Here is a 13,953-nt window from a genome sequence, read left to right on the forward strand (position 1 = left end):
TAGAGTTACCTCCGCACCGCACACCTTTCGAGGGGAACCGCCCATGTCCGTTGGACTGCTCGCCGTCGTCGACGACATCCTGAGCGCCGCGATGAAGGCCTCGGCCAAGGCGGCGGGTGTCGTGATCGACGACGCCGCGGTCACCCCGCAGTATGTGCAGGGCATCACGCCCGCACGCGAGCTGCCCGTCGTCGGCAAGATCGCGCTCGGTTCGCTGGCGAACAAGTTCCTGATCATCATCCCGGCGGCGCTCCTGCTCACCGCATTCGCGCCGTGGGTGCTGCCGTATCTGCTGATCCTCGGCGGGGCGTACCTCTGCTTCGAGGGAGCGGAGAAGGTGCTGGAGTGGTTCGGCGTGCAGCACGGCCATGCCGATGAGGGTGCGCGTGACGAGAAGAAGCTCGTCCTGGGTGCCGTGCGCACCGACCTGATCCTCTCGACCGAGATCATGCTCATCTCGCTGGCGAGCCTCGAGAAGGGTCTCGACATCTGGGCGACGCTGGCGATCCTCGCCGTGATCGCCCTCCTGATGACGGGCGTCGTCTACGGCGCTGTCGCGCTGCTCGTGAAGATCGACGACATCGGCCTGAAGATGGCGAAGAATTCGGTGCAGCGCGTGCGTCACACCGGCACCAGGATCGTGCGCTCGATGCCCGCGGTGTTCCGCTTCATCAGCATCCTCGGCACCGTAGCGATGCTCTGGGTCGGAGGTCACCTCGTGCTCGTGAATCTGGGCGAGGTCGGCTGGCACTTCCCGGTCGACGTGCTGCACGGCGTGGAGCACGCGCTCCACAACCTCGGCCCGGTCGTCGTCTGGGTGGTGGACACCATCATCTCCGCGATCGCCGGTCTCATTCTGGGGCTGCTCATCGTCGGGATCGTGCTCGGCATCGCACGGCTGTTCGGCAAGACCCCCAGCTTCCACGAGGGCGAGGAATCCCCCGCCGACGTCCACGTCTGAGCCCGGGCCCCAGCCCGAGCCCCAGCCCGAGCCGTCGCTATCCGCCGCGCGGGGGATGCGGCCCGTCGTCCGCTCCGGTTTGATCGGAGCATGAGCACCGATCACGCCACGCAGTTGCGTCGGACCCGGCGCTTGATCTCCGCCATCGCCATCGTGGGGATCGGTACGGCCGCGGTCTGGTTCGTCTTCGCCGCCATCGGCGAGTCCGGTGGCCAGCTCACTGCTGCCAGCGCCACTGCCGCGGGGCTGGGCGCGGCCTGGTCAGCAGGGTTCGCCGCCATCACCTCCCGACTGAAATCCATCGAGACCGCCTCGACCTCGTCGGGTTGAGTCCACCGGCGAGCGCGACGAAGGTGTCTGCCCGAGGAGACGGCGCACTCACGCCGCGATGTCGTACCGGGCTCTGCCGCCGAGCCTCGGCCTGCGTTCGGGGTCGACGTTCGCCGGCGGGATGAGCCACACCCGTGCCGCGAACCCGCGCCCTTCGATCCTGATTTCCCAGTCGTTGTCGTGGATGCGGTGATGACAGCTCTCGCAGAGCAGCACGCCGTTGTCGAGGTCGGTCGGTCCGGCATCCCGCTGCCACCAGCGCAGGTGATGCGCCCTGGTCAGCTGCGGGGGCAACCCGCACATCACGCAACCGCCGTCGCGTTCCACGAGCGCGAGTCTCTGGGCGCGGGTGAACAGCCGCTTCTCGCGCCCCCAGTCGAGGATCTCGCCTCCGCCGCCGAGCACGACGGGGATGATGCCCCCACCGGCCGCCATCCGACGACACGCGGTGATGCTGACCGGCTCATCGAGGCCGTCGACCGTCGCGAATCCGGTGCCGGCGGTCAGGTCGTCGAGCCCCACCCGCACGACGACGGTCGCCCCGGGCACCGGCAGCCCACCGTTGTCGCATCCGCTCGCGTGCGCGCAGATCTCGGCGAGGGCATCAGCCTGGATCATCGCGACCGTGCGTCGGTCGGCATCGAGCGCGTCGGGGTCGAGCACGTGCGCCCGCGCCTGAAACGTCGCGGTGACATACGCCTGGATCGCCGCCTTCACGGGAGCGCCGGACGCGATGTCGGTCTGCAGCGTCAGATGCAGCGACCCGTCGCGCTCGAACATCGTCAGGGAGCGCCGCGACCGGGCCTCTTCTTCGCGCGGAGCCACGCCGTCGGGGTCGAGCCAGGCCTCGGCGTGCACGACGAGCTTGCGCACATCATCGAGCGACAGCCCTGCCGCACGCTCGACGAGCAGCCGCTCAGCCTCGACGATCCGATCGACGCCGACCTTGAGCCGTGCCCGGTCGAGCAGGGTCACGATCAGCGCCGCGGATGCCGCACTGAGCGCGCCGGAGCCGATCGCCCGCTGCACCTCCGGATACCTCGGCGGCAGCGGCTCGCCGATCAGGTTCGCCCGAGGCGCTGTCGCCTCCCCCACCTTCACCAGCCGCACCGCGTCGCCCGTCGATCCGCCGGTCGTGGCCGCGATCATGGTCGCGGGGCTACGGAAGCCCTGCTGCTTCGCCAGACCCGCAGCTCCCAGTTCAGGGCGCGATTCCCGCGCGATGCTCGCCGCGAGCTCGGCGTGGATGCCGTCGAGCCGACGCTGCACCAGCCCCATCGCCTGGTGCGCCTCGAGCAGCTGCGCTCGGGTCAACTCACTCGCGTTCGCCGCATCGCCCCAGACACGCTCGAGGCACTCCACAGCCTCGAGCACGGGGTTCAGATGCGGGTTCGCCATGCCTCCAGATTAGAACATATATTCGACACCCTGGAGGGGGTGTGGATAACTCCGGCATCGTCATTGCCGTAGTCTCATCGCCATGTCCGCATCCCCGAAGCTGCGCAGCACGAAGCGCGATGCCGACCGCTGGTTCCGCGAGCAGGGCCTTCCGACCTTCGTGCCGCTGCGCCGCTGGTTCACCGACCTCCCCCGCCGCGTCGCACCGCTGATCGCCTGGGTCGCCGTGGCCGCGTACCTCTTCCAGGACGGGATCGAGGTCGTCTTCGACTTCGCTCTCGACGACGACTCCACGGAATGGGAGATCCTGCTCGTCCTCCTCGCCGTGGTGATCTTCGTGCTCGCGATCGGCCTCGCGTGGGCCGCCTACTACCTCGTGCGCGCCCTGCTGCGTCGCCTCCCGGTGGGCATCGGCACAGCGGTCGCACTCGTCCTGATCGCCGCCTGCCTCGCCTTCACGATCGTCTACGGTTACAGCGCCCAGCCGGATGCGACAGTCGGTCCGGTCCTCCGCACGATCCTGGTGCTCGGCATCTGCATCCTGGTGACCGGCATGGGCGGCGGCGCGATGATCTCCCGGGCCTCGCGCCTCGCGGTGCGCAACGCCTCGGCGATCGGTCACATGGCTTCGATCGCGCTGCCGGTGATCCTGATGCTCGTGGTGTTCTCCTTCTTCTCGGCCGAGGTCTGGCAGATGGCATCCGCACTGTCGTGGGGATCGATCGCGCTGCTCGGCCTCGTCGTCGCGGCGCTCGCGGGCATCGTCGTGCTGCGGGTCAGCGCGTCCGAGATCGACGACGACGCCCAGGCACCCACCGCGGAGCAGCGAACCGCGTTGCTCATCGGCACCCCTGCCGAAGGGCGCCCGGCGACGCCGAGTCCTCCGGGACGGCTGCGTGCGCCGCAGCGCATCAACATCCTGCTCGCCATGACGGTCGCGCAGCTCGTGCAAGCCCTGTTCTTCGCCGGGCTCCTCGCCGCGCTGCTGATCGTGATCGGGGGCATCGCCGTCCCCACGGGCGTCGTCGGCATCTGGCTCGGTCCCGGCAGCACCGCACAGCCACTCGCGGTCCAGCCCCTGGAGTTCTTCGGGGCGAAGCTTCCCCTCACCGTGAACCTGCTGAAGGCCGCCACCCTGCTCTCGGTGATCGCAGCCCTGCCGTTCGTGTTCTCCGCCGTGAGTGAGGCCCGCTACCGGGAGCGCTTCTTCGACCCGATCATGGCCGACATGCGGCGGGCGATCCTCGTGCGCGAGGCTGTGAGCGCGGCGCCCGCGCACGGAGCGGCGTAACTGTTCGGTTGCGGTGCGCTCGACGCCCGTTCCTCCTGCTAGCGTCGGCGGTGCGCACCCGAAGCGCCCCGCAGGATGCGCACCCGAAGCGCAGAAGAAGAGAGACCGCCCGCCGATGACAGCCGTGCGCATCAGGGATGCCGAGACCGCCGATCTCGCGACCATCACAGAGATCCACAACCATGCCGTGCTGCATACCACCGCGATCTGGAACGAGCAGGCGGTTGACCTCGCCGACCGTGTCGCCTGGCTCGCCGATCGCACCGCCCGCGGCTGCCCGGTGATCGTCGCGTTCGACGATTCCGGCGTGCTGGGCTACGCCTCGTACGCGCAGTGGCGACCGCACAGCGGCTATCGGCTCACGGTGGAGCACTCGGTCTACGTCCTCGGCGGCCAGCACGGACGCGGCATCGGCACGGCGCTGATGGCAGCGCTCGTCGATCGCGCGCGGGACGCCGGGATGCACGTGATGATCGCCGGCATCGAGAGCGGGAACGCCGCCTCCATCGCCCTGCACGAACGCCTGGGGTTCGTCGAGGTCGGGCGCATGCCGCAGGTCGGGGCCAAGTTCGGGCGCTGGCTCGACCTGAGCATGCTGCAGCTGGTGCTCGACGACCGCGCCGAACCCGACGCGGGATCCTGACGATGAACCTGCTGCAGTGGTTCGTCGACGCCTTCAACTCGTCCTGGATGCTTCCGGGCGGGCAGACGCTCCTCGTCCGCGAGGTGGTGGGCAACGCGTTCGGTCTCGCCAGCGCGCTCGGCGGCATGCGACGCAAAGTGTGGGCGTGGCCGGTCGGCATCGTGGGCAACCTGCTGCTGCTCACGGTCTTCCTGGGCTCGGCGCTGAGCCCCGATCCGTCACTGCCGCACCTGCTCGGCCAGGCCGGGCGGCAGGTCATGTTCATCGCGGTCGCCATCTACGGATGGGTGCGCTGGCGCAATCTCGACGGCGGACGTGTGGTCCCCCGCTGGGCGCCGACGGGTGCTCGCATCGGCATGGTGCTGGTGATGATCGTCGGCACCGTAGCCCTGACCCCGCTGTTCCGCCTGCTGGGATCGTGGGAGCCGGTCTGGGCCGACGCCTGGACTTTCGTCGGGTCGCTGCTCGCCACGTACGGCATGGCCAAGGGCTGGACCGAATTCTGGCTGATCTGGATCGCCGTCGACGTGGTCGGTGTGCCCCTGTTGTTCAGCTCCGGCTACTACGCGACCGGCTTCATGTACGTCTTCTACGGGGTCTTCACCGCGATCGGGTTCGTGATCTGGTGGCGGGCGCAGCGCACCGCCGCGCATCCGATCGTGATCCTCCCGCCCGACCCGAGTCCTCGACGGCCGGAAGAGGAGGAGCTCGCCTGAGCTCCGCCTCCCCCGGCATCCCCCCTCTTCCTCGCCATCGCCCCTCCTCGACACGAGGCAGACCGACGCTCAGCGCGCCTCCTCGGCCGCCGACTCGGCGGTCGGCTCGGCGGCCGGCTCGGCGGCCGGCTCCGTGATCGACGTGCTGGCCGACTTCCTGGCCGACTTGCTGGTCGACTTCGTGGTCAGCGCCATGGCGTCGGCGGCACGGGCCGTGAGTCGTTCGAGCGGCCCCTTGCCGAGCGTGCGCGTCCAGATGAGCGCACCGGCCATCATCAGCAGCGACAGGGCGATCCAGGGAAGCACCGGGTTCGACAGCCAGGTCGCAGCCCCTGCGACGATGAGGATCGCCTGCACGACGTAGCCGGTCAGCGGCACCGCACCGTAGGCGGCCAGCGGGAGCACCACCCACCTCGCGTAGCGGGTCAGAATCAGGCACAGCCCGAGGACCGCGACCGCGAATCCCCCGGATGCCAGCACCTCGAGCACGCCGCCGGAATGCGCGGAGACGCTCGCGATCGCCTCGAGCATCCTCGCCGCGGGATCTTGCGACGCCACCCGCTCGACGTAGGACTGCCCCTCGTCGCCCCCGCCGGTGCCGCCGAACAGGGAGGCCTTCTCCGGGGTGAAGCAGACGACGATGCCGTCTCCCTTCTCGCACGTGAGACCGGAGAGATCGACGTCTTCGCCGGGGCTCTTGCTGAGCGGGCTCGAAGACGAGCTCACCGACGAATTCACCGACGAATTCGACATACCGGCGTCCAGCTGCGCCGGAGCCAGCAGGGCGCCCAGAGCGTACCCGCCGATGGCGACCACTCCCCCGCAGACGAGCATGGCGACCGCCGTCTTCACCCGGGTCAGGTCGAGGCGTCCGATCACGAGACCCGCGCAGAGCAGGGCCGCCCAGACCGTGATCGGATAGGTGCCGAACAGCACCAGGGACAGACCGGGTCCGGACTGATCGGGAGACAGCACCCCGATCAGGGCGAGCAGCGGCGGCCCGAGGATGGCCAGCGCACCCCCCGCGATCAGCAGAACCCTGGTGCGCAGGTGCACCGTGAACGCCGCCAGGATGTAGAGCACCCCGTAGAGAGTGAGGATCACGGCGATCCCGGAGCCGAGCAGTTCCACCACGAGCCCGATCACGAAGATCGCCGCTCCTCGGCCGACCAGGCGCAAGCGGATCGTGCGCAGCTCATCCGGCGTCGCGTTCCGCGCGCCGCCCGTCATCAGGGCCAGCGAGACTCCGGCCAGCAGGGCGAACAGGATCGACGAGCGCCCGTTGACGATGTCGAGCCACGTCGACGGATCGGACAGCGTGAAACCGGGCCCGCTCGCGACCAGAAGATGCGCGCCGAACATGCCGACCAAGGCCAGCCCGCGCGCGACATCCACCCCCACGATGCGTCGTCTGCTCGCGCGGACGCCGCCCCGGTCGTCCGGTCGGTCGCCCGATCCGACCTCGGAGCCGTCGGCCGTCGGCAGAGCGGGAGACGGAATGATGTGGGGTGTGCTCACGTGCTGACCTCTCGAAGAATCGCGGAGAGATCAAGCTCAGCACGAGCCCGCAGACACGCACATCCCCCTTCGGTCCCCCTCGGATCCGTCGAGCGGCGGAATGTCAGCGGTGTCCGTGCCGCACGTTGTCAGTGCTGCACGCGCGCCAAGAACTCGGCGGTGGCGGCCTGCTGCGGGGCATCGAACACCTGAGACGGCGGGCCCTGTTCGACGACGACGCCGTGCTCGAGGAACACGATGCGGTCGGCGACCTCGCGGGCGAACGACATCTCGTGCGTCGCCATCACGATCGTGGCACCCTGGTGCTTCAGCTCGCGCACCAGGTCGAGCACCTCGCCCACGAGTTGCGGGTCGAGCGCGCTGGTGATCTCGTCGAGCAGCAGCACCTCGGGCTGTGTGAGCACCGCGCGCACGATCGCCACGCGCTGCTGCTGTCCGCCGGAGAGCCGATCGGGGTACTCGTCGGCTTTGGTGCCGAGCCCGAGCGTGTCGAGAAGCGCGCGTGCCTTGGTGCGCGCCTCCGTCTTGCGCATGCCGTGCACGCGGACCGCCGCGAGCGTGACGTTGTCGAGCACGGTGAGGTGCGGGAAAAGGTTGAAGTGCTGGAACACGACCCCGATCCGCGCGCGCACGGCGTCAGCATCCACCCGCGGGTCGGTGATGTCTTCGCCGGAGAGGAAGATCTGTCCGTCGTCGATGCCCTCGATGAGGTTCATGGTCTTGAGGAGGGTCGACTTGCCTGAGCCCGAGGCGCCGATCAGCACGACGACCTCATGCGTGCCGACCGAGAGGTCGATGCCGCGCAGCACGTCGTGGTCGCCGAAGCGCTTGCGCACGCCCCTGGCTTCGATCACGGGCACGCTCATACGACTCCTCCGGCCTGCTCGCGCTTGTTCAGACGCGCCGTGACGACATCGGTCAGGCGGATCATCGGCCAGCTCAGCACGATGAACATGAGACCGGCGACGACGTAGGGCGTGAAGTTGTAGGTCTCGGCGACCATCAATTGCGCCGCGCGCACCGCGTCGACCGCCCCGAGCACCGAGATCAGCCCGACGTCCTTCTGCATGGACACGAAATCGTTCATCAGTGCGGGGACGACCTTGCGCACGCCCTGCGGGATCACGACGATCCGGAGGGTCTGGCCGTGGGTGAGCCCGAGCGAGCGCGCCGCGATGCGCTGCGACGGATGCACCGCCTCCATGCCGGCGCGGAGCACCTCGGCCACGTACGCGGAGTAGGTGAGGACCAGCGCGATCGTGCCCCAGAACATCGGAGGCATGCGGGGGAAGATCCCCAGCGCGGGGATGCCGAAGCCGACGAGGTACAGCACGATCAGTAGGGGGATGCCGCGGAAGAAGTCGGTGTAGGCCGCGGCGAGCGCGCGCAGCGGGAAGAACACCGGGCCGCGCAGCGAGCGCATCGTGGCCAGGAGCGTGCCGAGGAGCGCGACGCACACCACGGCGACGACGAGCACCAGCAGGTTGACGAGCAGCCCCTGGAAGATCGGTCCGATGCTGTCGAGCGCGACCTGCGGGTCGAAGAACGTGTGGCTGACGATCGCCCAGCCGGGGGTGTTGACCACGACGACGATCAGCACGACCGCGAGCGCGACGCTGCTGCCGAGCGCGATCAGGACGGATCGGGTCGTCGCCCGACGCCGCAGAGCGCGGCGTGACAGCTCGAGCTCGCTCGGCTGCCACTCCGCGTCGACGGAGGTCGAGGTCATTTCAGGACGGGCACGTCGACCGCGTCGCTGAGCCACTTCTGCTGCAGCTCGTCGAGCGTGCCGTTGTCGCGCAGGGCGTCGACGGCCTTCGTGACATCGGCGGTGAGCGCGGAGCCCTTGGGCAGCACGATGCCGAAGTCGTCTCCGCCGTTCGCGTCGGCGAACTGTCCGGTCACCACGCCGTCGTCGAGCTGAGCGCCGACCACGTAGAACGCGCCGGGGAGGTCGGTGATCATGGCGTCGATCTGGCCGCCCTTGAGCGCGAGCACGACGTCGTCGACCGAGTTGAAGACGTTGAGATTGGCCTCGCCGAGCTGAGCCTTGGCCACCGTGTAGCTGGTGGTGCCACTGGCGACGCCGACCTTGGTGGCCGTGAGCTCGTCGATGGTGGTCGCCGATGCCGCGGGCGAGTCACCGACCGCGACGACGGCCTGCGTGGTCGTGTAGTACGGCGACGAGAAGTCGACGGCCTTCTTGCGGTCATCCGTGATGGAGAACTGCTGCAGGTTGATGTCCCAGTCCTTCGGGCCCGGTGCGATGGCACCGTCGAAGGTGGTGCGCACCCAGACGATGTCGTCGGCCGTATAGCCGAGCTGCTCGGCGACGGCGTTCGCGACCGCACCCTCGAAGCCCTCGCCGTTGGAGGGGTCGTCGTCGACGAACCACGGCTCGTAGTTGGGCTCACCCGTGGCGATCGTGAGCTTGCCCTCGGTCACGGTCGGAAGGCCCGAGCCGTCTCCGCTGCCGGAGTCGGCGGACGGCGAGCTGCACGCGGAGAGGGTGAGGGCGATCGCTGCGGCAGCGGCGGCGACGGCTGCTGCGCGGCGGAGGGAGGGAGCGAAGGGCACGGTGACTCCAGGGCGAGGAAGGGTATGGAGAAGACGGCGAGGCAGGACGGGTCTGCTTCTGCAGAGACGGGTCTGCCTCTACAGAGTAGGCGATGCGGCGAGTCGCCAATCGGCGAAGTCGAAACCTGGCGACACGAAGCACGACACCAAGACCTCGTCTTCGCCGAGGGGCCGTGCCGCCTGCCACACCCCGGCCGGCACCAGCGCCTGCGCCGCCTCGCCCGCGCCGAGCACCACGGTGGTCGCTTCGCCCGGTTCCGCACCGTCTCCGCCGAGGCTGAGCTCGAGCCGGCCCGGTCCGTGCCACAGCCACAGCTCGTCGCTGGTCACGACATGCCATTCGCTCTTCTCCGACGGCAGCAGGAGGTAGTGGATGCACGTCGCCGCCGGCCTCGGACCGTTCGGCGTCTCGACGGGCAGCGGGCTCGTCCAGGTGCGGCGGAACCAGCCGCCCTCGGGGTGCGGGGCGAGGTCGAGCCGCTCGGCGGTCGTCGGGCGCTGTGTCATGCGACACCTCCGGATTCGGGTACGGGGGTCATTCCGGTCGCACGTCCTGTCGGCTTCCGGTGCCGTGGACGGCAGGAAGTGCGACCGGAACGTTCACGGGGCGACCGCGGCACGGTCGAAGGAATCGATCGCGAAGCGGACCTCGCCGGACACGACCGTTGCAGCGGTGCGACCGGCACCGTGCTCGACGAGTTCGGCGACGGCATCGGGGCCTGCAGGGACGTCGAAGAACGTGAGGTCGGCGAGGGCTCCGACGGCGAGGTAGCCGGTGCGCTCAGGGCCGACGTCGATCCCCATGGCGTGCGCTCCGCCGAGGGTCGCGGCACCGAGCAGGCGTGCATGCAGGTCGCGGTCGGTGTAGCCCTGCGAGCGGGCGATGCGGGCGAGCTCCGCCACGTCGGCCAGCACGTCGAGCGAGGGACTGGATGACAGTGAGTCGGTGCCGACGGCGATCGGGCTGCCTTCGCGCAGGTACGCGGCGATGGGCGGCTCCTCGAGTCCGATGACGGCGTTCGATCTGGGGCACAGGGCCACGGTCGTGCGACGCTCCCTCAGGATGGCGCGGTCTCTGGCGCTCATGTAGACCCCGTGCGCGATGTGGCAGTCGGGGCCGAGGACCCCGAGCTGATCGACGAACTCGGTGGCGCTGGTGCCGAATCCGGCCTTGCGCAGCTCCTGGAAGCTGGCGAGCCCGGCGGTGTGCCAGGCCTGCGGATGCTCGTGCGCGAACTCGCTCTCGAACGCGGCCTCACCGAGGTGGATGTGGATGCGCCCGCCGCGCTCGCGCACGATGTCGGGGATCTCCAGGAGCGGCTCGATGTCGAGCGAGTAGGGCGCGTGCGGCGACAAGCCGGTCCCCGGCGGGGTCGGCAGCGCATCGAGGGCCTGCTCGACCTGTGCACGTCCGGTGCGGGCCCAGTCGGCGTTGGTCCAGCTCATCACCTCCCAGTAGGTGATGCCGTGCAGCCGCGCGTCGTGCAGGGCACTCGCCGCCGCGCGGTCGGTGACCACATCGGCCACCGCCGTCGTGCCGGAGCGCAGCGCCTGTGCCGCGCCGTCCGCCGCATCCGCCGCCCAGTCGCGTCCGCCCTCGTAGACCGGGTCGAACGCGCGCACCCAGTCGTCGAAGCCGTCGTACTGTCCGCGGCCGACCGTGGCCATGCCGGTGTACTGCAGGTGGGTGTGCGCGTTCACGAGCCCCGGCGTCAACACCCCGGGCCAGTGCACCTCGTCCGCATCGAGCCCGCGCTCGGACAACGACCGCAGCACCCACTCGCGTTCGCCGACGTGCATGATGCGTCCGTCGCGCACGGCGACCGCGCCGTCGACGATCGGCGGAGCGGTGATCGGCACCACGAGTCCTGCGGAGTAGACGATGACGGCGGTCATGCGGATGCTCCCCGGAATCGCGGAGAGCGCCACTCGCGTTGCGCCTCGACCTGGGCCTGGCTGCGCGCGTCGATGCGCTCGCCCCGCGCCGCGAGCGCGGCGGTGCCGACCGTGGTGTCGACCTCGGGCGGGAGCGGGTGCACCCCGGCGGGCAGGTCGTGCGAGAGCAGGTGCTCGACGGCGAAGAGCTGCACCGAGAACGACAGGTCCATGATCTCGATCGGGTTGCCTTCGCCTGCCGAGAGGTTCACGCATCCCCCGCGGGCGATCACGAGCGCGCCGTCACCTGCGCGCTCGACGTGGGGAGAGACTTCGCCGTTCGGCCCGGTGCACGGGCGCAGTGTCGAGGGGTCGAGGTCGATCTCCTGTGGAACACCACCCGCGACCGCGACGATCGCGGCTGTGCGCAGCACCTCGGCGTCGACCGTATGCGGCGCCCCGGTGGCGGAGACGACGAGTGCTCCAGGAGAGAGATCGTGCAGCCGTCCGATGCGATACCCGTCGTGTGCGGCCCGCAGCGCGCGGACGGGATCGGTCTCGGTGATGCCGACCTGCACGCCGAGCGCGCGCAGGTGCGCGGCGACGCCCTCACCGACCGGGCCGTAGCCGATCACGACCGCGGGGTGTTCTCGGATGTCGATGCCCGCAGCATCCAGTGCGTCGGCGATCGCGAACACGCACGACTGGCCGGTGCCGTAGCGGTTGTCGAACGAGGTCTTGGTCAGGGCGTCGTTCACCGCGATGACCGGAATCCCGAGCACGCTCTCGCGCTCCATCAGCCGCAGGGGCGCGAGCCCGCTCGTGGTCTCCTCCGCCGCACCGCGCAACTCAGCAGTGAGACCCTCTTCATGGGCGAGACGGATCAGGTGCGAGCCGTCGTCGAGCAGCAGGTCGAGGCCACGGCGAAGGAACGACACAGCGGCGGCGCGCTCGGCGGCACCGGAGAGCGAGGGGTCGCCGTCGACGGGGATGCCCCGGGTCCGCAGCACCTCGGCGACCTCGACGTCGATCTCATCGGGGTGGGCATAGGCGGCGACCGCGGCACCGGCATCCCGCAGCAGCAGGGCGAGTTGAGCGGTCTTCGGCTCGAGCACCATCGCGATGCCGATCCGCACGCCGTTCACCGTTCCGGCCTCGCGCAGGCGCCGGGCGAGAGCGGTCGCGACCGGCATATGGCGTCCGGCCGCATCGACGCGGTCCTCGGCCGTGTTCCGCACCGGCAGGGCCTCACCGTCGAGCAGGATCTCGGGCGTCTCCCCCGGCGCGAACACGACCCCCGCATCGCCGAGGTGCGCGCCAAGTGCGGGAAGCAGGGAGCGCAGCGCATCGGCCACGCCATCCGTCCCGACCACCGAGAAGTCCCGGCCCGACACGAGCAGGTTGGTCTCGCGGGCGAAGCGGCGCACCAGACGCTGGGCTGTCGCGGTCTCGTCGGTCACCAGTCAAGGGTAGAGCCCGCGGACAGGCGCATCGCACGTCAACGCATCGGATCCCGGGGCGGGATCCACCTGATGGGTAGAAACTGTTCTGTACAGGCACGAAGGTGCTAGTATCGGGTCATCACGATCAGCCCGCTCGCCTCACGGCTCGGGCTGATTTTCTTTTGGGGAGACGCGTGGTCGAGTACACCAAGCCCTGGATGTCGATACGGCAGCAGGTTGCACAGCTCCAGGGCAGAGGCCTGATCGTTGATGACGAGGCGGCCGCCGAGCAGTTGCTCGAAGAGGTCGGCTACTACCGCCTCACGGGGTATCTTTACCCGTCTCGCCAGTCCGAGAGATTGACGGATGACCGCGGCCGCGCGTTGACTCGCGTCTTGAGCGCCTATCGGCCAAACACACATCTTGAGCATGCCGCAGCCCTGATCGCATTCGATCGCGCACTGCGTCTGCACGTCTTGGAAGCCGTTGAACGCATCGAAGTGTCCCTTCGCACCCAAGTCGGCTACATCCTTGGCCAGACTTCCGCCTTCGCGCATCTCGACGAGCGAGTATTCACTCCGGCATTCACCGCATCGTCTGTCGATCCAGGAACTGGTGCTTTGACGAGCAGACATGCCGAGTGGATGCGCCGTGTGGATGAACGGCGCGCCAGTTCGAAAGAAGCCTTCGTCGAGCACTTTCGACGAAAGTACGACGACCAGATGCCAATCTGGGCACTAACCGAGATCCTTGAGCTCGGTCATCTTGCCAGGCTCTATCGAGGTCTACAGAACGATCTCGCCACCCGGATCGCCCATCACTACGCAGTTCCCAGCAAGACCATCCTCGCAAGCTGGATCGCGAGCACCAACTACGTGCGCAACGTCGCCGCACACCAGGCGCGGTTGTTCAACAGGAAGCTCGTGGACGCTCCTACGCGGCCGAAGAACGACGCGGTTCCGGTACTTGCACATCTGCGCGACGACGGGGCACCAAAACAGGACTTCGGTCTTTACAATTCGTTGGCCGTCATCGCGTATCTGCTCCGGAGCATCGATGGTTCCGGAGATTGGACGCGACGTCTCAAGGAACTCGTGGCCACGTTCCCGAGCGTCCCCCACCTGGGGATCGACAGCATGGGTTTCCCAAACGGGTGGACTCAGCTGGAGCTTTGGAACACCAACCGTTCGAACTAGATTCTT

The 13,953-nt window shown here is 69.0% G+C and carries 14 protein-coding genes; 6 read left to right on the forward strand and 8 right to left on the reverse strand.

From position 1 onward, the window contains the following. Window positions 1–43 precede the first annotated feature (43 nt). Together ACFVWL_RS06005 and ACFVWL_RS06010 are read left to right on the forward strand one after the other, a co-directional pair. The gene (locus ACFVWL_RS06005; RefSeq protein ID WP_387179794.1) at window positions 44–961 is read left to right on the forward strand and encodes a DUF808 domain-containing protein; all 918 of its coding nucleotides are present in this window, start codon (window positions 44–46) and stop codon (window positions 959–961) included. A gap of 90 nt (window positions 962–1,051) precedes the next feature. Further along, on the forward strand, window positions 1,052–1,291 hold the full coding sequence (locus ACFVWL_RS06010; RefSeq protein WP_387179797.1) for a hypothetical protein: 240 nt from the start codon (window positions 1,052–1,054) through the stop codon (window positions 1,289–1,291). A 48-nt stretch (window positions 1,292–1,339) separates the two neighbouring features. Here ACFVWL_RS06010 and ACFVWL_RS06015 read toward each other — a convergent pair whose 3' ends face one another. Further along, entirely contained in the window at window positions 1,340–2,689 is a 1,350-nt protein-coding gene (locus ACFVWL_RS06015) for a DUF222 domain-containing protein (protein WP_387179801.1), read from the reverse strand. Between the two features lie 82 nt (window positions 2,690–2,771). Between ACFVWL_RS06015 and ACFVWL_RS06020 the strand changes: the two genes are divergently transcribed. The 3 genes from ACFVWL_RS06020 to pnuC all read left to right on the forward strand — a co-directional run bounded on the left by ACFVWL_RS06020 (window position 2,772) and on the right by pnuC (window position 5,339). Next, window positions 2,772–3,980 carry a hypothetical protein gene (locus tag ACFVWL_RS06020; protein WP_387179804.1) on the forward strand — a complete coding sequence of 403 codons (1,209 nt, stop codon included), beginning with the start codon at window positions 2,772–2,774 and terminating at the stop codon, window positions 3,978–3,980. A gap of 115 nt (window positions 3,981–4,095) precedes the next feature. Then, entirely contained in the window at window positions 4,096–4,623 is a 528-nt protein-coding gene (locus ACFVWL_RS06025) for a GNAT family N-acetyltransferase (RefSeq protein WP_387179807.1), read from the forward strand. A gap of 2 nt (window positions 4,624–4,625) precedes the next feature. Then, the gene (pnuC, locus tag ACFVWL_RS06030) at window positions 4,626–5,339 is read left to right on the forward strand and encodes a nicotinamide riboside transporter PnuC (protein WP_387179809.1); all 714 of its coding nucleotides are present in this window, start codon (window positions 4,626–4,628) and stop codon (window positions 5,337–5,339) included. Between the two features lie 69 nt (window positions 5,340–5,408). Here pnuC and ACFVWL_RS06035 read toward each other — a convergent pair whose 3' ends face one another. The 7 genes from ACFVWL_RS06035 to ACFVWL_RS06065 form a co-directional block, all read right to left on the reverse strand. Beyond that, window positions 5,409–6,857, reverse strand: coding sequence for a heparan-alpha-glucosaminide N-acetyltransferase domain-containing protein (locus ACFVWL_RS06035; RefSeq protein WP_387179812.1), 1,449 nt, complete (start codon window positions 6,855–6,857; stop codon window positions 5,409–5,411). A 128-nt stretch (window positions 6,858–6,985) separates the two neighbouring features. Continuing rightward, window positions 6,986–7,723: an amino acid ABC transporter ATP-binding protein gene (locus tag ACFVWL_RS06040; RefSeq protein WP_387179814.1), complete on the reverse strand. Its 738-nt coding sequence runs from the start codon at window positions 7,721–7,723 to the stop codon at window positions 6,986–6,988. Continuing rightward, window positions 7,720–8,586: an amino acid ABC transporter permease gene (locus ACFVWL_RS06045; protein ID WP_387179817.1), complete on the reverse strand. Its 867-nt coding sequence runs from the start codon at window positions 8,584–8,586 to the stop codon at window positions 7,720–7,722. Before ACFVWL_RS06045 ends, ACFVWL_RS06040 begins: the two co-directional genes overlap by 4 nt. Further along, on the reverse strand, window positions 8,583–9,434 hold the full coding sequence (locus tag ACFVWL_RS06050; protein ID WP_387179820.1) for an ABC transporter substrate-binding protein: 852 nt from the start codon (window positions 9,432–9,434) through the stop codon (window positions 8,583–8,585). Before ACFVWL_RS06050 ends, ACFVWL_RS06045 begins: the two co-directional genes overlap by 4 nt. A gap of 78 nt (window positions 9,435–9,512) precedes the next feature. Then, on the reverse strand, window positions 9,513–9,941 hold the full coding sequence (locus ACFVWL_RS06055) for a cupin domain-containing protein (protein WP_387179823.1): 429 nt from the start codon (window positions 9,939–9,941) through the stop codon (window positions 9,513–9,515). A gap of 93 nt (window positions 9,942–10,034) precedes the next feature. Next, complete coding sequence (locus ACFVWL_RS06060; RefSeq protein WP_387179826.1) at window positions 10,035–11,330, reverse strand: amidohydrolase family protein; 1,296 nt, start codon at window positions 11,328–11,330, stop codon at window positions 10,035–10,037. Continuing rightward, entirely contained in the window at window positions 11,327–12,769 is a 1,443-nt protein-coding gene (locus tag ACFVWL_RS06065; RefSeq protein ID WP_387179829.1) for an adenosylhomocysteinase, read from the reverse strand. The genes ACFVWL_RS06060 and ACFVWL_RS06065 overlap by 4 nt, the downstream gene beginning before the upstream one ends. A 176-nt stretch (window positions 12,770–12,945) precedes the next feature. Here ACFVWL_RS06065 and ACFVWL_RS06070 point away from each other — a divergent pair, with 176 nt between their 5' ends. Next, window positions 12,946–13,947, forward strand: a complete 1,002-nt coding sequence (locus ACFVWL_RS06070; RefSeq protein ID WP_387179832.1) for an Abi family protein — start codon at window positions 12,946–12,948, stop codon at window positions 13,945–13,947. Window positions 13,948–13,953 lie beyond the last annotated feature (6 nt).

This window comes from Microbacterium sp. NPDC058269 (assembly GCF_042881445.1).
Lineage (GTDB): Bacteria > Actinomycetota > Actinomycetes > Actinomycetales > Microbacteriaceae > Microbacterium.